At 72.4% G+C, this 25,155-nt stretch carries 23 protein-coding genes; 15 read left to right on the top strand and 8 right to left on the bottom strand.

Annotated elements, in window-relative coordinates:
* Positions 1 to 137: 137 nt before the first annotated feature.
* The 7 genes from CLV63_RS16265 (at position 138) to CLV63_RS16295 (ending at position 8,520) form a co-directional block, all read left to right on the top strand.
* Entirely contained in the window at positions 138 to 1,337 is a 1,200-nt protein-coding gene (locus CLV63_RS16265; RefSeq protein WP_106583881.1) for an ROK family transcriptional regulator, read from the top strand.
* A 160-nt stretch (positions 1,338 to 1,497) separates the two neighbouring features.
* Positions 1,498 to 2,589, top strand: coding sequence for an ABC transporter substrate-binding protein (locus CLV63_RS16270; protein WP_106583882.1), 1,092 nt, complete (start codon positions 1,498 to 1,500; stop codon positions 2,587 to 2,589).
* 45 nt (positions 2,590 to 2,634) lie between these two features.
* Positions 2,635 to 4,260, top strand: a complete 1,626-nt coding sequence (locus CLV63_RS16275) for a sugar ABC transporter ATP-binding protein (RefSeq protein ID WP_245928851.1) — start codon at positions 2,635 to 2,637, stop codon at positions 4,258 to 4,260.
* A gap of 190 nt (positions 4,261 to 4,450) precedes the next feature.
* The gene (locus tag CLV63_RS16280) at positions 4,451 to 5,389 is read left to right on the top strand and encodes an ABC transporter permease (RefSeq protein ID WP_106583883.1); all 939 of its coding nucleotides are present in this window, start codon (positions 4,451 to 4,453) and stop codon (positions 5,387 to 5,389) included.
* Positions 5,386 to 6,411: an ABC transporter permease gene (locus tag CLV63_RS16285; RefSeq protein WP_106583884.1), complete on the top strand. Its 1,026-nt coding sequence runs from the start codon at positions 5,386 to 5,388 to the stop codon at positions 6,409 to 6,411. The genes CLV63_RS16280 and CLV63_RS16285 overlap by 4 nt, the downstream gene beginning before the upstream one ends.
* 71 nt (positions 6,412 to 6,482) lie before the next feature.
* A complete protein-coding gene (locus CLV63_RS16290) occupies positions 6,483 to 7,745 on the top strand; it encodes a Gfo/Idh/MocA family protein (RefSeq protein WP_245928852.1) in 1,263 nt (420 codons plus the stop codon).
* 364 nt (positions 7,746 to 8,109) lie between these two features.
* Positions 8,110 to 8,520, top strand: a complete 411-nt coding sequence (locus CLV63_RS16295; protein ID WP_106583886.1) for a VOC family protein — start codon at positions 8,110 to 8,112, stop codon at positions 8,518 to 8,520.
* A gap of 108 nt (positions 8,521 to 8,628) precedes the next feature.
* Here CLV63_RS16295 and CLV63_RS16300 read toward each other — a convergent pair whose 3' ends face one another.
* Positions 8,629 to 9,402 (bottom strand): DeoR/GlpR family DNA-binding transcription regulator, encoded by a 774-nt coding sequence (locus CLV63_RS16300; RefSeq protein ID WP_106583887.1) that lies wholly within the window; start codon positions 9,400 to 9,402, stop codon positions 8,629 to 8,631.
* A gap of 353 nt (positions 9,403 to 9,755) precedes the next feature.
* On the opposite strand from CLV63_RS16300, the gene CLV63_RS16305 reads away from it, so the two are divergent.
* Together CLV63_RS16305 and CLV63_RS16310 are read left to right on the top strand one after the other, a co-directional pair.
* Entirely contained in the window at positions 9,756 to 10,484 is a 729-nt protein-coding gene (locus tag CLV63_RS16305) for a glycerophosphodiester phosphodiesterase (RefSeq protein ID WP_106583888.1), read from the top strand.
* Positions 10,485 to 10,721: 237 nt separating this feature from the next.
* Positions 10,722 to 11,363, top strand: a complete 642-nt coding sequence (locus tag CLV63_RS16310) for a TetR/AcrR family transcriptional regulator (RefSeq protein WP_106583889.1) — start codon at positions 10,722 to 10,724, stop codon at positions 11,361 to 11,363.
* A gap of 13 nt (positions 11,364 to 11,376) precedes the next feature.
* On the opposite strand, the gene CLV63_RS16315 is transcribed toward CLV63_RS16310, so the two are convergent.
* Both CLV63_RS16315 and CLV63_RS16320 read right to left on the bottom strand, forming a co-directional pair.
* Entirely contained in the window at positions 11,377 to 11,694 is a 318-nt protein-coding gene (locus CLV63_RS16315) for a DMT family transporter (RefSeq protein WP_106584020.1), read from the bottom strand.
* 28 nt (positions 11,695 to 11,722) lie between these two features.
* On the bottom strand, positions 11,723 to 12,481 hold the full coding sequence (locus tag CLV63_RS16320; RefSeq protein WP_106583890.1) for an SDR family oxidoreductase: 759 nt from the start codon (positions 12,479 to 12,481) through the stop codon (positions 11,723 to 11,725).
* Between the two features lie 253 nt (positions 12,482 to 12,734).
* Between CLV63_RS16320 and CLV63_RS16325 the strand changes: the two genes are divergently transcribed.
* Positions 12,735 to 13,385 (top strand): TetR/AcrR family transcriptional regulator, encoded by a 651-nt coding sequence (locus CLV63_RS16325; RefSeq protein ID WP_245928853.1) that lies wholly within the window; start codon positions 12,735 to 12,737, stop codon positions 13,383 to 13,385.
* Between the two features lie 108 nt (positions 13,386 to 13,493).
* On the top strand, positions 13,494 to 13,877 hold the full coding sequence (locus CLV63_RS16330) for a VOC family protein (RefSeq protein WP_106583891.1): 384 nt from the start codon (positions 13,494 to 13,496) through the stop codon (positions 13,875 to 13,877).
* A gap of 40 nt (positions 13,878 to 13,917) precedes the next feature.
* Here the strand turns inward: CLV63_RS16330 and CLV63_RS16335 are convergent, their stop codons facing one another.
* The 3 genes from CLV63_RS16335 to CLV63_RS16345 form a co-directional block, all read right to left on the bottom strand.
* Positions 13,918 to 16,338 carry a Tex family protein gene (locus CLV63_RS16335; protein ID WP_106583892.1) on the bottom strand — a complete coding sequence of 807 codons (2,421 nt, stop codon included), beginning with the start codon at positions 16,336 to 16,338 and terminating at the stop codon, positions 13,918 to 13,920.
* Between the two features lie 175 nt (positions 16,339 to 16,513).
* The gene (locus CLV63_RS16340; RefSeq protein ID WP_170134237.1) at positions 16,514 to 17,152 is read right to left on the bottom strand and encodes a DUF4178 domain-containing protein; all 639 of its coding nucleotides are present in this window, start codon (positions 17,150 to 17,152) and stop codon (positions 16,514 to 16,516) included.
* 292 nt (positions 17,153 to 17,444) lie between these two features.
* Positions 17,445 to 17,930 carry a hypothetical protein gene (locus tag CLV63_RS16345; RefSeq protein WP_106583894.1) on the bottom strand — a complete coding sequence of 162 codons (486 nt, stop codon included), beginning with the start codon at positions 17,928 to 17,930 and terminating at the stop codon, positions 17,445 to 17,447.
* 364 nt (positions 17,931 to 18,294) lie between these two features.
* On the opposite strand from CLV63_RS16345, the gene CLV63_RS16350 reads away from it, so the two are divergent.
* Both CLV63_RS16350 and CLV63_RS16355 read left to right on the top strand, forming a co-directional pair.
* A complete protein-coding gene (locus tag CLV63_RS16350) occupies positions 18,295 to 20,265 on the top strand; it encodes an acyl-CoA dehydrogenase family protein (protein ID WP_106583895.1) in 1,971 nt (656 codons plus the stop codon).
* A gap of 86 nt (positions 20,266 to 20,351) precedes the next feature.
* Positions 20,352 to 20,957 carry a hypothetical protein gene (locus tag CLV63_RS16355; protein WP_146165576.1) on the top strand — a complete coding sequence of 202 codons (606 nt, stop codon included), beginning with the start codon at positions 20,352 to 20,354 and terminating at the stop codon, positions 20,955 to 20,957.
* A 72-nt stretch (positions 20,958 to 21,029) separates the two neighbouring features.
* Here the strand turns inward: CLV63_RS16355 and CLV63_RS16360 are convergent, their stop codons facing one another.
* Positions 21,030 to 21,638, bottom strand: coding sequence for a methyltransferase family protein (locus tag CLV63_RS16360; RefSeq protein WP_106583897.1), 609 nt, complete (start codon positions 21,636 to 21,638; stop codon positions 21,030 to 21,032).
* A 263-nt stretch (positions 21,639 to 21,901) separates the two neighbouring features.
* Between CLV63_RS16360 and CLV63_RS16365 the strand changes: the two genes are divergently transcribed.
* Positions 21,902 to 22,558: a hypothetical protein gene (locus CLV63_RS16365; RefSeq protein ID WP_106583898.1), complete on the top strand. Its 657-nt coding sequence runs from the start codon at positions 21,902 to 21,904 to the stop codon at positions 22,556 to 22,558.
* Between the two features lie 231 nt (positions 22,559 to 22,789).
* Here CLV63_RS16365 and CLV63_RS35240 read toward each other — a convergent pair whose 3' ends face one another.
* Entirely contained in the window at positions 22,790 to 23,317 is a 528-nt protein-coding gene (locus tag CLV63_RS35240; RefSeq protein ID WP_394339784.1) for a YciI family protein, read from the bottom strand.
* 33 nt (positions 23,318 to 23,350) lie between these two features.
* Here CLV63_RS35240 and CLV63_RS16375 point away from each other — a divergent pair, with 33 nt between their 5' ends.
* Positions 23,351 to 25,051: a serine/threonine-protein kinase gene (locus CLV63_RS16375; protein ID WP_106583900.1), complete on the top strand. Its 1,701-nt coding sequence runs from the start codon at positions 23,351 to 23,353 to the stop codon at positions 25,049 to 25,051.
* The last annotated feature ends 104 nt before the right edge of the window (positions 25,052 to 25,155 follow it).

Here is a 25,155-nt window from a genome sequence, read left to right on the forward strand (position 1 = left end):
GCGGCACTACTTCGTTCGATTTTCGGCAAAAGGGGTATTGACCGACGGCAAAAGTGGCCGTTAGCTTTGTGTCCCAGGTCACTGGCAGCAAGGACGCAGGACGACCGGACGCAGAACTGGAGACTCCGGAGACCGTGGTGAACTCACCGGGAGACGTGCTCGACCTCATCAACCGGGGCGACGCCGGCACACGGGCCGAACTGGCCCGGCGCACCGGCATGGCGCGATCGACCATCGCCCAGCGGGTCGACGCGCTCATCGAGTACGGCCTCGTGGAGGAGAGCGAATCCGGCGAGTCCACCGGCGGCCGCCCGCCCCGCGTCCTGCGGCTCAACACCGAGCGCAACTGCGTCATCGGCGCCGACCTCGGCGCCACCCACTGCCGCGTCGCCCTCCTCGACATCGGCGGGACGCTGCTGGCGAGCAGGGAGGACCCCCTGCTCATCACCGAAGGCCCGCTCCCGGTCATGGAGCACATCGACGCCCGGATGCACGAACTCCTCGCCGAGACCGGCCGCCCGATCGAGGCGGTCAAGGCCATCGGCATCGGGGTCCCCGGGCCCGTCGAGTTCGCGACGGGCCGGCCGGTCAACCCGCCGATCATGCCCGGCTGGCACGAGTACCCCATCCCCGAGTACTTCCGCGACCGCTACGACGTCGAGGTCCTCGTCGACAACGACGTCAACGTGCTCGCGCTCGGCGAGCACCGGTTCGCGCACACCGACGCCGACCACCTGCTGTTCGTCAAGGTCGGCACCGGCATCGGCTGCGGGATCATCGCCGACGGGCGGCTGCACCGGGGCGCGCAGGGCAGCGCCGGCGACATCGGGCACATCCGGGTGCCCGGCTCCGGCGACGTGCTGTGCCGCTGCGGCAACACCGGCTGCCTCGAAGCGGTCGCCGGCGGCGCCGCGCTCGCCGCCCGCCTCACCGCCGCCGGCATCCCCGCCGCCGACGGGCGCGCCGTGGTCGAGCTTGTGAACAGCGGGAACGCCGAGGCCGGCCGGATGGTCCGCGACGTCGGGCGCATCATCGGCGACGTCCTCGCCGGGATCGTCAACTTCTACAACCCCGGGGCCATCGTCGTCGGCGGTGTCATGGCCCAAGTCCACGAACCGCTGCTGGCAGGCGTGCGGGAGGTCATCTACCAGCGGTCGCTGCCGCTGGCGACCCACCTCCTCACCGTCGTTCCCAGCGGTGCCGGCGAGGAGGGCGGCGCGCTGGGCGCCGGCCGGCTCGCCATCGACCACATCCTCGCCCCCGACCAGATCAACCGCGCCCTCGCCAAGGGCCCGGGCGTTCCCTCGTCGGCCAAACCACCCGCGGCGACCCGGTAGCGACACGCTCCCCGCCGACCCTGCTCCCCCCGCCGATACCGCACCCTCCCGCCGACACCACCCCTCCCGCCGACATCCCCTCGCCACTACCGCTCCCCCCTGTCGACCCGCACCCCCGCTCTCTCCGCACTCCCCTTGACCCACCCCTTGGAGGCCCACAATGGGTTCGATTCCGCAACGGCGTTCCCGCAACTGGCGCTCGCTCGCCGCACTCGCCGCGGGCGGTGTGCTCATCACCGCGACCGCGTGCAGCACACCCGAAGCCGGCGGCGGCGGCGAGGACGGCGGCAAGGAGGGCCCGTTCACCATCGGCGTGAGCAACGGGTTCATCGGCAGCGAGTGGCGCGAGCAGATGCTCGCCACCCTCCAGAAGGACTTCGACGAGTACAAGTCCGACGGCGTCGTCGACGAACTCGTCGTCGAGAGCGCCGATGTCGACGTCAACGGCCAGATCAAGCAGATCCGCAACCTGATCAAGTCCGATGTGGACGCGATCATCGTCAACCCCAACTCCCCCACCGCGCTCGACAAGGTGTTCGGCGAGGCCGCCGACCAGGGCATCAAGATCGTCGCCATCGACCAGGCCGTGGAGTCGAAGGACGTCACCAACGTCGTCATCGACCAGGGCGAGTGGGCGAGCATCTCCGCGGAGTGGCTGGCGGAGGAGGTCGGCGACGGCGGCGAGATCATCGCCGTCAACGGCATCGACGGCCACCCCGCCAACGAGGCCCGCTGGGAGGGCGCCAAGAAGGTCTTCGACGACGCCGGCGTGAAGGTCGCCGCCAACGACTACGGCAACTGGGACCAGGCCACCGGCCAGCAGGTCACCAAGGACCTGCTCGCCAGCCACCCCGACGTCGACGGCATCTTCGTGCAGGACGGCATGGCGCTGGGCGCGTTCCAGGCGCTGGAGTCGGAGAAGAAGGTCGGCGACATCGCCATCACCGGTGAGGCCCGCGTGGGCTTCATGAAGCGCTGGCAGGAGCAGCGCGAGGGCGACGGCGACTTCACCAGCATCGGCGTGCCCAACCCGCCCTCCGTCTCCGTCTCGGCGCTGCACGTGGTCGTGCGGATGCTCGAGGGCAAGAAGTTCGGCGACTCCCTCGAAGGCAACTCGGTGTACCTGCCGATCCCCGAGACGGTCACCGACGAGAACTTCGACGAGCAGTTCGACGCCGTCAAGGACGAGCCCGACACCTACGCGGTCGACCACAGCGTGACCGCGAAAGAGGCCGACGACTACTTCCAGTAGCCGGAGCCGATGCCGAGAAGAGCCCGTTGGGACCGAGGAGAAGCCGTGGACGCACCACCCTTCCTGCGCATGAGCGGTGTACACAAGCGCTACGGCGGCGTCACCGCGCTCGCCGGAGCCGATTTCGCCGCCAATGCCGGGACCGTCCACGCCGTCCTCGGCCCCAACGGCTCCGGGAAGAGCACCCTGCTGAAGGTGCTCACCGGCGTGGTCGCGCCGGACGCCGGCGACGTGCTGCTCGACGGGCGGCCGCTGCGCCCCAAGAGCCCGCGCGACACGCTCGCCGCCGGTGTGAGCGCCGTCTACCAGGAGCTGTCGCTCATCGAGGACTTCACCGTCGTGGACAACCTGGTCCTCGGCGTCGAACCCGGCCGGTTCGGGCTGCGCGACGCGCGGGCGGCCCGCGCCCGCGCGCTGCCGTGGCTGGAGCGGTTCGCGCCGGCGTTCGGCGGCCGGGTCCCCGTTGACGAGCGGGTCGCCGACCTCGACCCAGGGGAACGCCAGGTGGTCGAGATCTGCAAGGCGCTGGTGCGCGACCCGCGGGTGCTCGTGCTGGACGAGGCCACCGCGTCGCTGCGCCGCCGCCAGGTGGAGGTGCTCTTCGACGTCGTCGGCGAGCTCCGCGACCAGGGCGTCCTCGTTCTGTTCATCACGCACCGGCTCGCCGAGATCACCGCGCTGTGCGACCGCGCCACCATCATGCGCGGCGGGACCGACGTCGCGACGGTCACCGTGGGCGAGGTCCCGGAGCGCGAGCTCGTCGAACTGATGTCGGGAACCCCCGCGGGCGCCCCCGGCGCGGCCCCCGCAGCGGAACGCGCCGCCCCCGAGGAAGGGGCGGCGGCACCCGCCGTCCTGCTGGCGGTCACCGACCTGGCCGGCCCCGGCCTGAACGGGGTGTCCTTCACGATCCGCGCGGGCGAGGTGCTGGGGCTGGGCGGCTTGCAGGGCCAGGGCCAGTCGGAGCTGCTCGCGAGCCTGTTCGGCGCAGCGCGGCGCACCGGCGGCCGGGTGCTGCTCGACGGCGCACCGGTACACCCCCGCTCCCCCAAGCAGGCGGTGCGCGCCGGGCTCGCCTACGTGCCCGGCAACCGCGGCGGGCAGGGGCTGGCGCTGGGCCGCCCCATCCTGGAGAACCTCGCGCTGCCGTCCCTGGGGCGACGCGCCCTGCTCGGTGTCGGGCTGTCGCGCGCGACCGAGCAGGCGGCGGCCCGCGGCGTCGCCGCCCGCATCGGCACGACCTACGGCTCGCTGGACGACCCGGTGTCGACCCTGTCCGGCGGCAACCAGCAGAAGGTCGTGGTGGGCAAGTGGTTCCCCACCGAACCCGTCGTGGTGCTCATGGACGACCCCGCCAAGGGCATCGACGTCGGCGCGAAGGCGGAGATGTTCGCGGTGGTCCGCGAACTGGCGGAGTCCGGGGCGGCGGTCATCGTCGGCTCCAGCGACGACCGGGAGCTCGTGGAGGTGTGCGACAGGGTGCTGGTGCTGTTCGAGGGCCGCGTCGTGGACGAGGTGCAGGGCGACCGGCTGACCGAGGACACCCTCATCGCGAGCGCCATGCATATCACCCAGGCCGACGTCGCCGCCGCGCGGACCGACGACGCGGCGTCGCACCTGCCCGACATCGACCACGACCCCGTCGCGGCCGAGCAGGAGCAGGGCACGTGATCGCGGCCCCGATCCCCCTGGCCGCCCGCACGCCCGCGCTCCCCCGCGGCCGCCCGTACTCCCACCGCCGCCCCTACTACGACCACCGAGTAGGTACACGATGAGCCCACCCACCGCGGCGCCACCCGCGCCGCAGCCGGACACCCCGTCCCCGCTCGCGCGGGCGGGGAGCAGAGTTGCGAGTGCCCGCATGCCGACCTACGCCATCACCGGGCTCCTCGTGGTCACGGTCGCGGCGACCGCCATGCTCCAGTCGGGCTTCTTCACCGCCTACGGCCTCAGCTCCACGTTCGCGACGATCCTGCCCCTCGCCACCATCGCGGTGGCGCAGACCATCATCGTGCTCAGCGGCGGCATCGACCTGTCCATCGGCACGATCGTCACCCTCTCCTCCGCGGTGACCGTGGTCCTCATGGAGGGCGACAACGCGCGGCTCCCGCTCGCCATCGCCGCCGGGGTCGCAGCGGGCGCGGCGTGCGGGCTCGTCAACGGCCTCATCGTGGCCGTGCTGCGCTTGCAGCCGATCGTGGCGACCTTCGCGACCAGCTTCATGTTCGGCGGCGCGGCGCTGCTCGTGCTGCCCTCGCCCGGCGGCAGCGCCTCACCGGTCCTCACCGAGACCTACCGGATGGTGCTCGCCCTGATCATCCCCGTACCGGCGCTGCTGCTGCTGATCCTGTGGCTGGTGTGGCGGATCCTGCGCGCGCACCGGGTGGGCCAGTACCTGTACGCGGTCGGCGGCAGCGCAGCGGCGTCCTACACATCGGCGGTCCCGGTGACCCGGGTGCGGGTCCTCGCCTACACCCTCGGCGGGACGGTCGCGGCCCTGGCCGGGGTGGCGCTGCTCGCCGACTCCGGGTCGGGCGACCCGTTCATCGGCAACGAGCTGACACTCGGCTCGATCGCGGCACTGGTCATCGGCGGCACCCGGCTGCGGGGCGGGGCCGGCGGCGCCGGCGGGGCGATCCTCGGCGCCATCGTGCTCTCCCTCATCCAGGGCCTGGTGTTCTTCGCCGGGATTCCGACGGACGCCAGGGAGCTGGTGTACGGCGGCATCATGATCGCCGCCATCGCGCTGGCGGGCCTGCTCACGGCGGGCGGCCCGCGGCAACCAGGGAGGACGGCATGAGCGCACCTGTCACCGGCGGACCCACTCCGGTCGCCGAGCGGCCCGACCGCGGTACCCGGGCGCGCGCCCTGCTGCGCGACCCCGTCCTCGTGTCCGGCGCGCTGGCGGTCCTGCTGTGGGCGACGGCGGCGCTGATCTCGCCGTCGTTCGCCTCGTGGGGCCAGGTCGTCACGCTGCTGACGCTCGCGTCGTTCCTCGGTGTGATCGCCATCGGCCAGACGCTGGTGATCATCGCGGGCGGCGAGGGCATCGACCTGTCCGTGGGGGCGACGGCGACGCTGGCCGCGATCGTCGCGTCCCGGTACATGGACGGCGCCAACGACAACCTGCCGCTGTCCGTCCTGCTGGCGCTGGCCGCCGCGGCGGTGGTCGGCGTGATCAACGCGTGCGGCGTCCTGTTCTTCCGGGTGCCGCCCCTGGTCATGACCCTCGGCATGATCGCAGTGGTCTACGGCTTCATCCGGCTCTACACCGGCGGGCAGCCGGCCGGGTCCGCGGCGCCGCTGCTGCGCACGCTCATCAACGGCGACACCGTGTTCGGCATCCCCGGCGTGCTCTGGCTCTGGCTGGCGCTCTCGGTCCTCGTCATCTGGATCCTGCGGCGGACCTCCTTCGGCTGGCGGCTGTACGCCGTCGGCGGCAACGCCACCACCGCCTACCTGTCCGGTGTGAACCCCGTGGCGGTGAAGTTCAGCGCGTACGTCCTGTCGTCGCTGTTCGCCGGGATCGGCGGGCTGCTGCTGCTCGGCTACAGCGAGAACGTCTTCCTGCGGCTCGCCGACCCCTACATGCTGCCCAGCGTGGCCGCCACCGTCATCGGCGGCACCGCGCTCATCGGCGGGGTCGGCGGGTACCTCGGCACGATCATCGGCGCGATCCTGCTCACCGTCCTCGACTCGTTCCTGCGGATCGTGCAGATCGGCGGGGGCGAATGGGGCGACGCCCCCCGCCAGATCATCTACGGCGCGGTCCTGGTGGTCGTGCTGTCCGCGTACGGAAGGCAGAAACGGCTGCGGCAGTGACCGACCGCAGCGCGCACCCGCGATCGAGGCCGGTCCCCACCGGCTCCCCCGAAGATATTGGAGACTCAGACGTGACAGCACAGGTGAGCGGCGGGCTCGGTGTCGGCATCGTCGGCAGCGGCTTCATCGCCGACTTCCACACCCGCTCCTTCCGCGGTGTGCGCGACGCCGACATCGTCGCCGTCAGCGGGCGCACCCCCTCCTCGGTCCAGCGCGTCTGCGACCTCGCCAGGGATCTCCGGGTCGGCGATCCCACCGGCTACTCCGACGTCCGCGACCTCGTCCGGGACCCCGCCGTGGACGCCGTGTGGATCACCACGCCCAACCACGTCCGGGTCGAGACCGTGCGCGCCATCGTCGAGGAGGTGCGCTCCGGCAACGCCACGCTGCGCGGCATCGCCATCGAGAAGCCGCTGGGGCGCACCGCTGCCGAGGCCCAGGAGGTGCTGAAGCTCGTGGAGGGCGCCGGGCTGCTGCACGGCTACCTGGAGAACCAGGTGTTCGCGCCGGGGGTGACCCGGGCGCACGAGCTGGTGTGGAGCCGCGGCGCGGCGGCGTCGGGGACGCCCTACCTGGCGCGCTGCGCCGAGGAGCACAGCGGCCCGCACAGCGCCTGGTTCTGGCAGGGCGTCAAGCAGGGCGGCGGCGTCCTCAACGACATGATGTGCCACAGCGTCGAGGCGGCCCGGTTCCTGCTCACCCCGCCCGGCACACCGGCGTCGGAGTGGCTGACCCCCGTGAGCGTCGACGCCACGATCGCGTCGCTGAAATGGTCGCGGCCCTCCTACGCCGACGAACTCGTGCGCCGCTACGGCGCCGAGGTGGACTACCGGCGCGCGCCGTCGGAGGACTACGCGCGCGCGACGATGATCTTCCGCAACGGCGACGGCGACGAGGTGGTCGCCGAGGGCACCACGTCGTGGAGCTACGTCGGCGCGGGCCTGCGGCTCAGCTTCGAGCTGCTCGGCCCGGAGTACGCCATGTCGGTCAACAGCCTGGACACCGAGGCGAAGGTGTTCCTCAGCAGGGAGATCGCCGGCAAGCCCGGCGAGGACCTGGTGGAGAAGCAGAACGCCGAGGGCGGGCTCATGCCGGTGCTGCCCGACGAGGCGGGCGCCTACGGCTACACCGAGGAGAACCGGCACATGGTCCAGCGGTTCCTCGACGGCACGGCCCCCGCCGAGAGCCTGCACGACGGGCTGGCGGTGACCCGGCTGCTGATGGCCGCCTACCTGTCCGCCCAGGAGGGCCGCAGGGTCGACCTGAGCGACACCTCGGCGCTCGACGCGTTCGTCCCCGACGTTGCGCTCGGCACCTGGAACCCGCGCGCCTGACCGTCCCGGCGGCCCCTCGCGTGCGGCGAGGGGCCGTCGGCGGGCAGGGTGCGGGGGCTGGGACGGATCACCGCGCAGAACCTCCGCACGCGGCCTCCGGCGGCCGGACCCGGCGACCCGATCCGGCGGTGGATCCCAGCGGTCGGATCCGGTCGGATCCGGCGGCCGAATCCGGCGTGCCGAGCGGTGAATCCCCTGCTCACACGGTGGATTGCGCACGTTCGAGGATGGTGCCCCCGCGGCGTCGGCACCAATTCTTCACAGGGGCTTGCGCCGCTCCGGGCCGCGCGTAAGCTGTGCCATCGTGCTCACGCTCTTCCCGACCCGACGCCGTCGGTCCACGCACCACCGGAGAGAGGCAGCCGTGCCCGGATTGACCGGCCTCGCGCACATCACCCTTTCGGTGCGCGACCGCGACACCAGTGTCGACTTCTACCGCACGGTACTCGGCTTCCGCGAGGTCTCCCATCGCGACGACTCCCGGTGGCGGCGCACCACCTGCGTCCACCCCTGCGGTGTCGTCCTGTGCTTCACCCAGCACACCGACCACTTCAACGCGCTGTTCGACCACCGCCACGCCGGTGTCGACCATGTGGCCTTCGAGGTGGGCGGCCTGGGCGAGTTGGAGACGTGGGAGGAGCGCCTCACCGACCTCGACATCGACCACTCGCCCATCGTGCACGCCGACAGCGGGTCGGTGCTCAGCTTCTTCGACCCCGACGGCTTCCAGCTCGAGCTGTTCAGCGCCCCGGAGCCCGACACCGGCGAGGACTGACTGGAGCCGACCGCGGGCCGACCGCGGGCCGACCGCGGGACTGCCCCCGGAACCGAGCCCGGAACCGGTCGCGGGACCGGCCGCCGACCGCGGGGCACCGCGCGGCGGTCAGCGTTCGGTGGCGACCAGTTCCAGCCGGACGTCCTGTTCGCGGATCTCCTCGACCGCGGCCTTGTTCAGCCGGTCGTCGCTGATGATGAGGTCGAACTGCTGCAAGCGCGCCACCCGGAACGTGCCGAACTTGCCGTACTTGGTGCTGTCGACCGTGAGGACCGTCTTCGACGCGATGCGCATGAGCTGCTGCTTCGCGACCACCTTCGGCTCCGACGGCGTGGTTGCGCCGCGGTTGATGTCCCAGGAGCTGCCCGCCATGAACGCGATGTCGACGTTCACCTTGCTGAGGAAGTCCGCGGTGAACTGGCCGACGGAGGAGTGGTCGGCGTGCGAGATGACCCCGCCGGTGTGGATGAGCTCGATGTTGGGGTACTCCATGAGGTGCCCCACGACGTTGAAGTCGTTGGTCACCACGGTGAGCCCCACCTTGTCGGTGAGCAGCGGCACCATCTGGAGGGTGGACGTCCCGGCGTCGAGGAAGATCGTGAAGTTCTCCCGCACCAGCCGGGCCGCCGCCTTGGCGATGGCGCGCTTCGCCGGTACTTCGAGTTGCGCCTTGGCGAGGTAGGACGGTTCGCTCTTGAGGCGGGCGGCGAGCCGCACCCCGCCCGTCACGCTCAGGACCTTGCCCTCGTTCTCCAGCGCCTGGATGTCGCGCCGCACCGTCATGTGCGACACGGACAGCATCGACGTCAGTTCGTTGATGCTGAGGACGTGGCGCTCCTGAAGCAGCTTGAGGATGTGTTCGCGACGCTGGTCCGGGATCATCTCTTGGCCTTCGTGGTCGTCTGCTCGGTGGCGGTGCGCGGCGGTGATGCCGGCGGTGGTGCGGCGGCGCCGCGGTACCGGGAGCAGGACGCCCCCCTCCAGTTTCCCAGTTCGCGGCGCGCACCGCGTTCGGGCCCTGCTGTGACACCCCTCGCACGGGCCGCCCCCGCACCCAAGGGCGGCGATACACAGCGTCGACACGCGGTATCATTGCGCGATTTTCCCGGTCCGGCATACGCCGGTGCGAGGTGTTTGGCACTCTTGTGCCAACTCCCCCGCGCTGCGGGGTCGACCTTGACCTCGGAGTCCACACCAACCGGAGACATGACGACCCAGGTGTAACGGAGCCCTCGATGACACTGGCGATCGCGCACCGCGGAGACCCCGTCCAGTTCCGGGAGAACACCCTGCCCGCCCTCCGCTCCGCGGCAGCGGCGGGCGCCGACCTCATCCAGGTCAACGCGAACCTGACCTCCGACGGCCACGTGGTCCTGCTGCACACCGACGCCTTCGAGCGGCACTGGAACCTCACCCGGCCGCTGTCGGGCACCACCCTGGCCGAGCTCGCCGCGCGGGGCGGCGGGGCCGACCTGCGGGCGCCCACGCTCATGGAGGCGCTCGCCGAGTTCGGCCGCACCGGCACCGCGGGGCTGCTGATCGACGTCTGCTCGGCGCCCGCGGCGCTGGCAGCCGACGAGCTCGTCGCCGAGCACAAGACCGCCGACCACGTCCTGTACACCGGTTCGATCGACGCGATGCGCGCCCTGCGCGCGCGGCGCCCCGACGCCCCGCTCTGCCTCGAATGGGACCAGCCGGGGTACCCGCCGGCGGAGCTGTGGCAGGAGCTGCGGCCCCGCTTCTACACCACACGCTGGGACCTCCTCACCAGGGAACTGGTGGCCGAGGTCCACCGGCACGGTTTCGGCGTCTGCGCCCGGGGTGTGAACGACCTTCCGGAAATGGTGCGACTCGCCGGGACGGGTGTCGACGCCATTAGCACCGATTACCCTGCTGACCTGGTGAAACTCGTCAAGGATCCGGCCAGGGGCCGGCAGGAGCCCTACGGTCAGTCGATTCGGTGATTATCCTTTCGCTGCGTACCGGTCCCGGCGGGACCATTCGCGTTCGCCCGTAACACGGCTATCACGGCGCCGCCGTTCGGCGCCTCCCCCGGATTCTCCGGATTTCAGCCGCGGACCTGAACGTTCTCCGCGAATCCGGGGATGCGCGACGCTATCCTCGAAAAAGATTCGTAACGGGATCCTCCAACAGCCACCCCTCAATCGTGCCTTCCCCTCATTACTTGGCACAGGCTAGAGATGATCATGACGGCAGACCTCTCACCGCTCGACTTCCCTTTCGACTCCGACCTCACCGAGCGCGCGCTCGACATCGCCGTGCAGCAGTTCGCCGACCACGGGCCGAACAGCACCGACATGGCGCGTGTCGCCGCGGCCGTCGAGCGGGGCACCGGCGCGCGCCCGGTGGATTTCCGGCGCGCCTATCCCACACGATTGGATCTTGTATACGCCATCACATTGCGCACCACGCGCCGCTTCGTCCTACGCCAGATCGACGGCTTCGATGCCGATTCGCCGCCCATCGACCGCATTTCGCGGCTCATTCGCGCACATATCGAATTCCGCTGGGAGCACCGCGTCGAAGAGGAGCTGCGGCGTGCCGCAGCCCCCGCACTGAGATCGATCAGCTCGGCCCGGTACCGGGAGCTGTCGGGCCTCATGCGCGACTACCGCGACCATGTGCGGCGCCTCATCGAAGCCGCCCAGTCGACCGGGGCGGTCACGGCGAACGACGCCGCCGGCGCCGCCGCCAACCTCATCGCCACGCTCGACGGCATCCTGAACTGGTACGAGCCCAGCGGCGGGCTGTCGCTGTCGGAACTCGGCGACGTCTACGTCGACCTCATCATCCACCATCACCTCGGCGCGCCCCGCGAGTGAGCGGCGCCGGTGATCACGCCTCCAGGTAGCGGAGGCCCGCCACCCCGATGAGGATCAGCGCGAGGAACACGATCCTGAGGGGGTCGGCGTCCTCGCCGAGGAGCAGCACCCCGGCGACCGCCACGCCGAACGCCCCCAGCCCCACCCACACCGCATAGGCCGTGCCCACCGGCAGGTGGCGCAGTGCCAGCGTGAGCATGACGAAGCTGGTCGCGGCGAACACCACGCCGATGACGCTCGGCCAGAGGCGGGTGAACCCCTCCGACTGCTTGAGCGCGAGCGCCCAGACGATCTCCAGCAGGGCCGCGGCGACGAGCGCCAGCCAGGCCACGGTCACCGCCTCCGCGTTCCGGCCGGGTTCACGCGTTCGCCCCGGCGTCGACCAGGAGGGAGGCCCCGGTGATGCTGCGCCCGCCGGGACCGGCCAGGTGCGCCACCGACGCCGCGATGTCCTCGGGGTCGCAGTAGCGGCCGAGGGCGGTGAGGGCCCGCTCCGCATCGGCCTCGGCGGACACCGCCGGGTTCATCTCCGTGTCGGTGGAGCCCGGCTGCACCAGGTTGGCGGTGATCCCGCGCGGACCGAGGTCGCGTGCGAGCCCGCGGGTGAGCCCCAGCAGCGACGCCTTGCTCATGGCGTAGAGCGTCATCCCGGCGGCGGGCACGCGCTCGCCGAGGTTGCTGCCGATGGTGATGATCCGGCCGCCGGCGCCCATGTGCGGCGCCGCCGCCTGCGCGGCGAGGAACGCCGCGCGCCCGTGGACGGCCGTCACCCGGTCGTACTCCTCGACCGTGACCTCGTCCATCGGGCCGAACGGTGCTACCCCGGCGTTGTTGACCAGGATGTCGAGCCGCCCGAAGTGCTCGGCGGCGCGCTCGACGGCCGCGCGGACCGCGGCGGGGTCGCCCGCGTCGGCGGCGATGGCGAGCCCCCGGACGCCGGCGGCCTCGGCGCCGCGCACCACCTCGGCGGCGCGGTCGGCCGCGCTCAGGTAGGTGAGCGCGACATCCGCCCCGTCGGCCGCGAGGCGCAGGGCGACGGCGGCGCCGATGCCGCGGCTGCCCCCGGTCACCAGTGCGGCCCGACCGGCGAGGGGGCGCGGTACTGCGGAGTTGGGCATGGGTTTTCTCCTGTACGTCGGCGAATGGCGGCGCGGCCCGCGGTGCAGCGGTGTCCGGCCCGAACACCACAGAGCATAAACGGAGAATCCTCCGTTTTCAATGGAGGATGGTGGGGCCTCCGCTAAACTCACGCCAGTGCGTGCGTGCCGGTCGCTTCCCGACCGGCGGGGCACGCACCGCCAACCGCACCGACGCACCGACGCACCGACGCACCGACCACACGACGACCGGGGAAGGCCCGCCGGCACACAGGTGAGCAACCACGAATCCGGCCCGCCGCGGCGGCCGCTGCCCATGGCGGACGACACCCGCCCCGAACGCGCCGACGCCGCACGCAACCGCCGCGCGCTCCTCGCCGCGGCCGACGCGATCCTCGCCGAGCACGGCACCGAGGGCCTGACCATGGAGGCGGTGGGCGCGCGCGCCGGCGTGGGCATCGGCACCGTCTACCGGCGCTTCGGCGACCTCGGCGGGCTCGCGCACGCCATGCTCGACGCCCAGGAGCGCGCGCTCCAGGCCGGGTTCCTGTCGGGTCCGCCGCCGCTCGGCCCCGGCGCGCCACCGGTCGAGCGCATCCACGCGTTCGCCGCGGCGTTCGTCGACCGGCTCGAAGCGCAGGCCGAGCTGCTCGCCGTCGCCGAGACCGACACCGTCGAGGCCCGCTACCGCAGCGGGGCCTACGGCGCGCACCACGCCCACCTGTCGGCCCTGATCGCCGCGGCCCGCCCCGGCGCCGACGCCGGGTACCTCGCCGACGCCCTGCTGAGCCCCCTGGAGGCGGCCCTCTACCTGCACCAGCGCAGGGACAGGGCCATGGACCCCGAACGCATCCGCGCCGGGCTGCGCGACGTCGTCGACCGCATCACCGCACCAGCCCCCGGGCCCGACCGCACCACCCATTGACCTCGACCTAAGTCGAGCTCCTAGCCTGGCGCGGTCGGCGCCCGCAGCACGCGAGCGCCACACGGGCGCTACACGAGCGCCGTGCGATCACGTGGAGGCCCGGGGACCATGAAGGTGCACCAACTCGGCTGGCTCGGCACCCGCACGCCCAACGCGGCGGCGATGGCCGACTTCCTCGAACACACCCTCGGCCTGGAGGGGCGGCAGGAGGCCGCCGGGTTCTGGGTGTTCACCCTGCCCAACGGCGCGAACGTCGAGGTCTTCGGGCCGGAGCACCCCGGCAAGGAGCACTTCGCCACCGGGCCCGTCGCCGGGTTCCACGTCGACGACGTCGACGCGGCGGCCGCCGAACTCCGCGCGGGCGGCTGCGAGATCGTGCACGGCCCGACCCGCCACAGCGCGCAATCGGCGTGGGTGCACTTCCGCGCGCCCGACGGGGCGGTCTACGAACTGGTGGAAGGGCCGATCCGGCGCACAGCACCCGAAGCGTGAAACGGGCCCGCGCCCCGGTGCCGGGGCGCGGGCCCGGGTGCTATCCCAGCCCGGCCCGGCGCAGGGCGTCGGCGAGGGCGCCGCCCCCGGAGTCGGCCTGCTGCCCGCCGCCGCGCCGACCGTCCTTGCGCTCGCGGCCGCCGCCCTTGCGGTCGCCGCCCGAGCCCTCGCCGCCGCGCCGCCCGCCCTTGGGCCGGCCCTGCCGCCCGCCGCCGTCGGCGTCCCGCTCAGAACCCCTCTGAGTGCCCCCCTCAGAGCCCTTCTCGGAGCCCTTCTCACCGGCCTCGTCGTCCAACCGCAGGGTCAGGGAGATGCGCTTGCGCCGGATGTCGACCTCCAGCACCTTGACGCGCACCACGTCGCCGGGCTTGACGATCTCGCGGGGGTCGCTGACGAAGTTCTTCGACATCGCGGAGATGTGCACCAGGCCGTCCTGGTGGACACCGACGTCGACAAAGGCGCCGAACGCCGCCACGTTGGTGACCACGCCCTCCAGCACCATGCCGCGTTCGAGGTCGCCGAGCTTGTCGACGCCCTCCTTGAACACGGCCGTGGTGAACGCCGGCCGGGGGTCGCGGCCCGGCTTCTCCAGCTCCTTGAGGATGTCGGTGACGGTCGGCAGGCCGAACTTCTCGTCGACGAACTCCTTCGCCTTGAGCCCTCGCAGCGACGCCCCGTTGCCGATGAGCCCGGCGACGTCGCCGCCCGTGGTGCCGAGGATGCGCCGCACGACGGGGTACGCCTCGGGGTGCACGCTGGACGCGTCGAGCGGGTCGTCGCCGCCGCGGATCCGCAGGAACCCGGCGCACTGCTCGAACGCCTTCGGGCCGAGGCGCGCGACGTCGCCGAGCCCGGTGCGGGTGCGGAACGACCCGTGGGCGTCGCGGTGCGCCACGATGTTCTCGGCGAGGGTCGCGCTGATTCCCGAGACGCGGGTGAGCAGCGGAGCGGACGCCGTGTTGACGTCGACCCCGACCCCGTTCACGCAGTCCTCCACCACGGCGTCGAGCGAGCGCGACAGCTTCACCTCCGACAGGTCGTGCTGGTACTGGCCGACCCCGATGGACTTGGGGTCGATCTTGACCAGTTCCGCCAGCGGGTCCTGCAAGCGCCGCGCGATGGACACCGCCCCGCGCAGGGACACGTCCATGCCGGGGAGCTCCTGGGAGGCGAACGCCGACGCGGAGTACACCGACGCGCCGGCCTCCGACACCATGGCCTTGGTGAGGTTCAGGTCGGGGTGCCTGGCGATGAGGTCGGCCGCGAGCTTGTCGGTCTCGCGCGACGCCGTGCCGTTGCCGATGGCGATGAGCTCCACGCCGTGCGCGCGGGCGGTCTTCGCGAGGGTCTCGACGGCCTGGTCCCAGCGGTTCTGCGGCTGGTGCGGGTAGACCGTCTCGGTGCCGAGGACCTTGCCGGTGGTGTCGACCACGGCGACCTTCACCCCGGTGCGGAACCCGGGGTCGAGGCCCATGGTGGCGCGGGTCCCGGCCGGCGCGGCGAGCAGCAGGTCGCGCAGGTTCGCCGCGAACACGTTCACCGCCTCCTCCTCGGCGGCCTGCCACAGCCGCATGCGGAGGTCGATGTCGAGACGCACCAGGACGCGGGTGCGCCACGCCCAGCGGACGGTCTCGGCCAGCCACCGGTCGGCGGGCCTGCCCTGGTCGGCGATCCCGAAGTGCTCGGCGATGCGCTCCTCGAAGCCGCTGGGGCCGACGGGCGCGTTCTCCGGCAGCTCCTCCGGCTCCAGGGTGAGGGAGAGGACCTCCTCCTTCTCCCCCCGGAACAGCGCGAGCAGGCGGTGCGAGGGGAGCTTGGCGAACGGTTCGGCGAAGTCGAAGTAGTCGGCGAACTTCGCGCCCTCCTGCTCCTTGCCGTCGCGGACCGCGGAGACGACGCGGCCGCGCGCCCACATGCGCTCGCGCAGCTCCCCGATGAGGTCCGGGTCCTCGGTGAACCGCTCGACCAGGACGGCGCGGGCGCCGTCGAGGGCCGCCTTGGTGTCGGCGACGCCCTTCTCCGCGTCGACGTAGCCGGCCGCGGCGGTCTCCGGGACGGTGCCGGGCTCGGTGAGCAGCAGGTCGGCGAGCGGTTCGAGGCCGGCTTCGCGGGCGATCTGGGCCTTGGTGCGGCGCTTGGGCTTGTACGGGAGGTAGACGTCCTCCAGGCGGGCCTTGGTGTCGGCCGCCATGATGCGGGCTTCGAGCGCGTCGTCGAGCTTGCCCTGCTCGCGGACCGACTCCAGGACGGCGGACCGGCGCTCTTCCAGCTCACGCAGGTAGCGGAGGCGCTCTTCGAGGGTGCGCAGCTGGGTGTCATCGAGGGTTCCGGTGACCTCCTTGCGGTAGCGCGCGATGAACGGCACGGTCGCGCCGTCGTCGAGCAGCCCCACGGCGGCGTCGACCTGCCGTCCGGCAACTCCGAGCTCTTCGGCGATCCGCTGGTGAATCGAGGTCGTCACGATGCTGATCCGTCTCCTGATCACGAGGTCCGGGACCGTGCGGCCCCGGTTGTGCAATCCCCGATGCATTGTGCCGCTGTCGGGCCGCGTTGTCGCATCGCACAGGGGTCCGCGACCGGCCCCGACCGACGCGGGGACACCCGGGCGCGCCCGGCCCCGGCCGGCGCGGGGGCGCTCAGCCGCCCTCGGCCCCGGCCCTGGCCACCGCGATGGCGCCGACCGGGACGGGGTAGCCGACGCGGGCCCGCCACGGCCCGCCGTCGAAGCGCTCGAACGACAGCAGGCCGCCCTCGGCGCTGCGGAAGTCGGCGTAGTCCATGACGCCGTTGGCGGGCAGGCCGGTGTCGCCGGTGCTCTCGTAGGAGAACCCGCCGCGGCCGGCGCGCTCGTAGCGGCCGCCGTAGGCGTCCATGGCCTCGGTCTCGGGGTCGTGCGCCGGGATGGCGTCGCCCGTGCTGAGGTCGATGCTGGGCGCGGGCGACCACAGCACCGTGCGGGTCTGCCCGGTGGCGCCGCCCTCCACGGACAGCCACCGGTGGCCTTCGGGGGTGTACAGGGCGTGCTGCACCCAGTGCCGGTCGGCGACGTACATGTGCAGGGTCCCCGTGACGGTGGCCCGCTCGAACCCGAAGTCGATCGTGCCGCCCGGCCGGATGGCGGCGAGCTGCTCTTCGGCCGAGGCGACGGGGAACAGCGGACGGCCGTCCGCGGGCGGGGCCTCCTGGTCGCCCTTGCGGTTTCCGGCGAGCGAGAACCCGAAGACGAAGAGGACGAACACCGCCAACGCGCCCGCACCGATGAGCACCAAATCCACTGCCGTCCTCGCAATCGCCCGTGCTGCGCCGGAAAAGCCGCCCTTAAGCGGAACAGGACGCTTTGGGGTCGGACGCTACCGCGATCGGCCGGGTTCCGGGGGATAACGGCCGGATGCGGTCCGTGACAGACCCTCCGGCGGTGCGCCCGGCGCGGTGGGCGGGGCGGGCGATCCGCCGGTTCCGGCGCCGCACGCGGGCCCGGGCGCATCCGGATTCGAGCGCATCCGGATCCGGGCCCGACACGCGGATCCGGGCCGCCCCCGCCGGCCCGGCCCTCGTACCCCTACCCCCTCACACGCGGTCGGTGCCGTACCACTCGGACGCCTGGGTGAGCCCCGAGCGCCACAGGAACGCCCGCATCCGGGCGTCGGGGCCGTCGTTGATCACCACGAGGCGGCGCACGCCGAGCGCCCGCAGGCGGACGCGGGCCGACTCCAGCAGCGAGGCCCCGCAGTCCCACCAGTCGCCGGGGTCGGAGACCGCGAAGTCCTCGATGTAGCTGAAGAGGGTGCCTGCGGCCTCGCTCTGCCGCGACTCGACGAGGGAGGCGAACAGGTACCCGCTCAGGTACCCGGCCCGGGTACCCACCAGTGACAGCACGCGGGGCTCGCCGATGGACTGCTGGAGGTGGATGCGCTGCCGGTGCAGGTCGTCGGCTGTGATCGGGGCCGAGTGGGGGTCGCGGTTGGCCATGCGGTGGCGGTAGGCGAGTTCGGAGATCGCGTCGATGTCGAATGCGAGTGCGTCGCGGACGTCGAGTCGGGTGTCCACGGTCATTTCCGCCTGCCTTCTCTCGGTCTACCGCCATTGTGCCGCGATGACTGGAACCTTCCCTTTTCGTCGGCTTCGCATAGCCGTCCGCCACCGCGAAATGTCCCATGCGTCCCGTTGGGGACGGCGCGCCGCGGTGAACGCGGTGAACGCGGGGAGCGCGTCCCCGGCGACCGCGGCCACGGCGCACACCGCCCCTGCGCACGCGATCCCGGCGACCGCTTACACGGCGCGCGCCACCCCTGCGCACGCGATCCCGGCGACCGCTTACACGGCACGCGCCACCCCTGGACACCGCCCCTGCGCACCACGCAAGCTACCGACTAGTAACATGAGGGGGCAGAGGCACGACGAGCGTTCGGGGGACACGATGGGCAGCACCGGCACACCGGAGAAGTTCGATGTCGACGCGATGCGGACACTCCTCGACGGCCGCTGGGCGCACGTCCGCGAACAGGCCAGAGAGGTCCTCACCGGCGACCTCTTCGCCCCCGTCCACGGGCTCGGCATGGCGGAGCACCGGGCGCGCGTGCTGGAGCAGGTCAAGGCCCTCGCCAAGACCGGGATCCCCGGCTACGGGTTCTCCACCGCGCACGGCGGCGCCGGGGACGTCGGCGCCTCGGCCGTCGCCTTCGAGATGCTCGTCTGCGACCTGTCCCTCATGGTCAAGATGGGCGTGCAATGGGGCCTCTTCGGCGGCGCCGTCCAGGCGCTCGGCACCGAGGCCCACCACGCCGAGTACCTGCCCCGCATCATCTCGCTGGAACTGCCCGGCTGCTTCGCGATGACCGAGACCGGGCACGGCTCCGACGTCCAGGCGCTGCGCACCACCGCCGGCTACGACCCGGCCACCGAAGAGTTCGTGGTGCACACCCCCGACGACGCGGCACGCAAGGACTACATCGGCAACGCCGCCCGCGACGGCCGCGTCGCCGCCGTGTTCGCCCAGCTCGTCAGCGGCGGCGAGAACCACGGCGTGCACTGCCTCCTGGTCCCCATCCGCGACGCCGACGGCACCCCCCTGCCCGGCGTGCGCATCGAGGACTGCGGCCCCAAGGCCGGTCTCAACGGTGTCGACAACGGGCGCCTGTGGTTCGACTCCGTCCGGGTGCCCCGCACCGCGCTCCTCGACCGCTACGGCGCCGTCGCACCCGACGGCACCTACTCCAGCCCCATCGCCAACCCCAACCGGCGCTTCTTCACCATGCTCGGCACCCTCGTACGCGGCCGCATCAGCGTCGGCGGCGGCGCGGGCAGCGCCACCAAGGCCGCGCTCGCCATCGCCGTGCGCTACGCCGAGGCCCGCACCCAGTTCGACCGGCCCGGCACCGGCCACGAGGTCACCCTGCTCGACTACCTCGCCCACCAGCGCCGCCTGATCCCGGCCCTCGCCCGCAGCTACGCGCTCCACTTCGCCCAAGAGGAGCTCGTCTCCGCCCTGCACGACGGCGCCGCGCTCCCCGACGGCCTGAACGAGCACGACCAGCGCGAACTGGAGGCCCGGGCCGCCGGCCTCAAAGCCGTCGCCACGTGGCACGCGACCCGCACCATCCAGACCTGCCGCGAGGCGTGCGGCGGCGCCGGATACCTCGCGGAGAACCGGATCCCGCAGCTCAAGGCCGACACCGACGTGTTCACCACCTTTGAAGGCGACAACACGGTGCTGATGCAGCTCGTCGCCAAGGGCCTGCTCACCAACTACCAGCAGGAGTTCGGCAGCCTGGACCAGCTCGGCATGGTGCGGTTCGTCGCCGGGCAGGTCCTCGACACCGTCGTGGAACGCACCGCCGCGCGCGGGCTCATCGACCGCCTCGTCCAGGCCGCGCCGGGCCGCGACGAGGACGCCGACCTGTACAGCCGCGGCTGGCAGTGCAAGCTGCTGGAGGACCGCGAGAAGCACATCGTCGAAGGGCTCGCGCGGCGGCTGCGCCGCGCCGGGTCCAGCGGCGCCGACGCGTTCGAGGTGTTCAACAACGCCCAGGACCACGTGCTCAACGCCGCCCGGGCGCACATCGACCGGGTGGTACTGGAGGCGTTCGTCGCCGGGATCGAGCGCTGCGCCGACGACGGCGCCAAGGCCGTCCTGGAACGCCTGTGCGACCTGTTCGTCCTGTCGACCCTCGAGGAGGACCGCGCCTGGTTCCTGGAGCACGGGCGCCTCACCCCGGCCCGCGCCAAGGCCGTCACCGAGGCCGTCAACACCCTGTGCCGCACGCTGCGCCCGCACGCCCGCGACCTCGTCGACTCCTTCGGGCTGAACGACGAATGGCTGGCCGCGCCCATCGCGCTGGGCGCCGAGGAGCGCCGCCGGAAAGTGCAGGAGGACGCCCTGCGGGGGTGAGGCCGGGCGCCGCCCCGGAATCGGTGCGACCCGCCGTGACGGTCAGTCACATGCGGTCTGCTATAGGGGGTACGTTGGCGGGCATCATGAATACCAGCACCGGAGAGAACGCCCGCAAGGAAGACGTGCCGCCCGTGAAGGAACCGGTTCAGGCAGACCCGGTGACGGACGGCGACACCGCTCTCCCGGAGAACGGCGACGGCCCCAGCTCCAACGGCAGCGCGCAGGTCGGCGGCGCGCACCCGCTCGACCCCGAGGGCCCGCACGAGGACGACCACCTGGATTCCGCCGACCAGGAGTACGCCGACCAGGAGTACGCGGACGCCGCCGCGCCGGCACCCAAGCCCGGCGGGACCTTCTCGGCGGAGACCTTCGCCGTCGCCGCGATCCTGCTCACCGGCCTGGCCATGATCGGCACCCGGATGGGCCAGCTCCTGGCGAGCATCACGGCCGACCCCGCCGACCAGGTGTCCAGCATCGCCAACGTGATCCTCGGCGACGCCGGGACCGCACTGCTCGGTGTGCTGCTCGGCGGTGTCTCACTGATCCTGTCCAACAGCGCGACCCACCGGTGGGCGAAGTGGGTCGCCACCGCCGCCATCATCGTCGGGGTCGTCGCGGTCGCGGCCGGCGGCGCGGCGTTCCTGCTGCTGCCCGAGCCCCAACCCATGCAGATGCAGCCCGGCATGTAGGCACGCACGCACGACGTCCACCCGGCCGGCCAGGCGACGCCTGGCCGGCCTCGTCATGCCGCACCCGCGCACTCACCGGCGGAGCCGGCCGACATCGGGCACGAACCGCCCGGTCCGCGCCGCGTACGCCCGGTACGCCGCCCCGTGCACCCGCAACAGGTGCGGCTCCTCCACCAAGCGGATGAGCGCCTGGTTGGCGGCGAGCACCGCGGCGAACGCGACGGCGCCGACCACGTTCGCGGTCATGAGCGCGAGACCGGCGCAGAAGACGAAGACCCCGGTGATGACGGGGTTGCGCACGATCGTGAACAGCCCCGACGTGACGAGTTCGGTGCGCTCCGCCGGGTCGACACCAGCCCGCCACGACGCGCCCATCGCCGACTGGGCGGCGAAGGTCCCTGCGATCCCGATGACCGCGACGGCGAGTCCGCACGCCTGGACGAGCGGGCGGTAGGCGAACCCGGGCGCGTCCAGGCCCGTCGCCGCGGCCACTGGTGCGACCACACCGACGCCGAGGGCGCCCACCGCCGCCACAGCGTCGATCCGCCGCTGCACCGGGTTCTGCCGGGCGGCGGCGCGCCGATCCCCGTGGTCGCCGGTCCGCCGTGCCTGGATCCAGCCGCGGACCAGCCCTGACAGCAGCAGGAACACAACGAACAGGACAAGCGCCGCGATCGCCATGGGACGCGCCTCCCTCGCCGGGCCGATGGGCCGGAGCCGTGCGTCTCCCCAGTATCGCCGCAGCACCCGTCCCGTCCCCTCCCTCGCCGCCCCGTACCGGACCGCCGCATACCGGGCCGTCGTGGGCCGTCCCATCCGCCGGGCCCGTCCGGTTTTGGGCCGCGACAGGTGAATTCACCGGCACAATCAAGGACGAACAGTCCGAACATTGAGCGGGCCCTCCCCCTGCGTGCGGCGCGGGCCCGTGTGGAAAGAGGAAGACCATGAGTCCCCTGAACCGGACCACCTCATTGCGTGCGGCGCTGACCCTCGTCGCCGTACTCCCCCTCGCCGCCTGCGGCGGCCCCGACCTCGACCGGCTTCGGTCGGGCGCCATCCCCGAGAAGACGCAGCAGATGCCGGAGTCCGACCTGCCCGAGGAACCGGGCAGGGACGCCCCGTTCGGGGAGAAGATCGAATGGCGGGTCCTCGCGGACACCAACCGGTTCGCACGCAGCTTCGACCCGGAGTCCACGGCCGAGTGCCCCGAGGTCGACCGCACCAGGAACTCGACGATCACCTGCACGGTGACCTACATGGACACACCGGCCGAGTGGGACGTGGCCATCAAGGGGGGCAGGTTCGTCAGCTCCTACAAGCTGAAGCCGAAGGGGCGCCAAGTCGTCCGCGACATCGTGGAGGACGAGCTCCGGCTGGAGGTGGACTCCGAGACCGTGCGCTGCGACATGGACCCTGTGCACGTGATCGACCCGGACGGCGATAAGCAGACCACCTGCGAGTGGGGCCGCGCCGACGACAGCTGGAAGACCGACGAGCGCGAGGGCGTCGTCAGCATCGGCTCGTACTCCTACCTCAACGGGGTCAAGGGCGACGTGTTCACGTTCGCCGACGCCGACGAGGGATCGTCCGACGCGAAGTAGTCACTCCCGGGCGCGGCGGGCGTCGGCCGATCAGGGCCGGTCCGCCCGCGGCCGCGGCACGTAGCCGGAGGGCCCACGCTCCTGCCGCAGGGGCCGGTCCGCGCAGCCGCGGCGGCACGCCGACGGCACAAACGCGCCGCCCCCCACGTGTGGGGGGCGGCGCTCGGCGCACCCCTCGACAGGTCACCGAGTCCGCGGTTCACCGCCCGGCAGGTCGCCAGGTCCGCGGCGCTACCCCTCCCAGATCGGCCTGACCTCGATGGTCTCGCCCGTGGGCCACGACTCCGCCGCGCGGATCGCCTCGGCGCGGTCGGCGACCTCGACAAGGACGAACCCGCCGAGCGTCTCCTCCCCCGGGGCGAACGGCCCCTCAGTGACGGTCGTCCGGCCCGCCGCGTCCGAGCGGACCGTGACGGGCCCCACCGACTCCGTCTCGAACGCCTCCCCGCCGACCAGCGTCCCCGCCTCGGCCTGGTCGCGCATCCACCCCTCGATACGCTTGCGGTGGCGCTCCCTGTCCTCCCGGATACTCCTCCGAGACGCAGGGGACTCCATGCTCACCAACGCGAACCGCACGTCCGCACCTCCGATCGATCGCACATCCGACTTTCCGTACCAGAGTGGCGCCCACCGGCTCCGGTGTATTGAAGGAACACGACACCACCCCAGGGCCACGGCCCGGCCAAGTCCGCGACCCGCCCAGGTCCGGGGCGCCCGACCCGGTTGGGTAGCGTTCAGCAGCGAAGGGTGTCGCAGCACCGTTCTCCGATCCCCCGTGGAAGGGCCAAGCCGATGAACGAAGCCGATCCCCTACACGACTCCGACCCGGCGGCGCTCGGCCGGTACACCGTCCTGGGCCGCCTGGGCGAGGGCGGCCAGGGCACGGTCTACATGGGCGAGGGCCCCGACGGCGACCGGGTGGCGATCAAGACCCTCAACGGCCAGGCCGTGGACTCCCCCGCCATGCGGCAGCGCTTCGTCCGCGAGGCCGACGCGGCACGCCAGGTGGCGTCGTTCTGCACGGCAGCGGTGCTGGCCGCCGACTTCGACGCCCACCCGCCCTACATCGTCAGCGAGTTCGTCGAAGGCCCGTCGCTGAAGCAGCGGGTGGAGAGCGAAGGGCCCCTCGCCCCCGGCGACCTGAACCGGCTGGCGGTCGCCATCGCCAACGCGCTGGTGGCGATCCACGAGGCGGGGATCGTGCACCGCGACCTCAAGCCCGCGAACGTGCTGCTGGGCCCGGGCGGTGCCCGGGTCATCGACTTCGGGATCGCCCAGGACACCCGGGGTGTGGGCACCCTGACGAACTCCTCGATCGGCACACCGGCGTTCATGGCCCCCGAACAGATCGAGGGCCGGTCGCTGTCCCCTGCGGCGGACGTGTTCGCGTGGGGCGCGGTGATGGCCTTCGCCGCCACCGGGGTCTCCCCGTTCCAGGGCCCGTCGATCCCCACGATCCTGCACCAGGTCCTCAGCGTCGAGCCCGATGTGAGCGGGGTACCGGAGCCGCTGCGCGGACCGGTCATCGCCGCCCTGGCCAAGGACCCCGCCGCGCGCCCGTCATCGGTCGACCTGCTCATGGGGCTGCTCGGCCGCAAGGAGCGCCCCGCCGGGCACGACGCGGTGACCGCCGTCCTGCGCGAATCCGCGGGGGCGGGAACGGCCGGGGCAGCGGCGGTCGCGGGAGCCACCGCGGCCGCGGGCACCACCGCGGGTACGGGGACCACCGCGGCCGCGAGTGCCGCCGACGCGCCGACGGTCGCGGGCGCCTCGCCGCACGGGCCACCGGGTCCCGGCCCTGGCCCCGTTCCCGGCTCCGGCTCCGGCTCCGGCTCCAACACCGACCCCACCCTGAACGCGACCGCGCTCACCGGTCAGCACGCGTCGGGTCCGAACGGCCCTGGAGCCAACGGCTCGGCGCCGCCCGGGGCGCCTGCCCCGCGCAAGCGCTCCGCCGCCCTGGTGGTCGGCGGGATCGCAGTCGTCCTCATCCTCATCCTGACCGGACTCGCTGCCTACGCCATCGGCCGGCAGGGCGGCCCCGGCGGCCCGGACGCCGACGCCTCTCCCACCCCGTCGAAATCGGCGCCCCCGACAGTCGACCGGCAGAAGGCCGCCGAGCACACCGGCGCCGCGGTCCCGAAATTCACCGAGGACTTCTCCGGCGAGTGGGAGGGCGCCGTCGCCGGGCGGATCTACACGCTCGACGTCGACCAGGGCGAGCGCACCGCGGACCTCAGCGACGACGGCGACGACAGCTGCTCCTACGACTTCGAGATCCGCGAGGCAGTCGTCCAGCAGGGCGAACGCCGCTACTTCACCAGTGCCGAAGGCGACGAGGACGAGTGCCCCGGTTCGTCCGCTGTCATCTCCCTGAACAGGAAGAAGCAGATGAGCGTCGAGGTATACCGGACACCGTCGGCGAAGCAGGGCCAGCGCGGCGGGCAGCAGCCGGCCGTGAAGGTCCCCGCGTTGGACCCCGTGGAGGAGTGACGGCTAAGGAGTGACGGTTGGCGCGCCGCGCCGCGCCGCCCGTCCGCCGATCCGGAAGAGCATGTTCACCGCCCCGGACGAGCCCGGCCGCCGACCCGGAGGAG

Origin of the sequence: Murinocardiopsis flavida (genome assembly GCF_003014485.1) — a bacterium.
GTDB lineage: Bacteria > Actinomycetota > Actinomycetes > Streptosporangiales > Streptosporangiaceae > Murinocardiopsis > Murinocardiopsis flavida.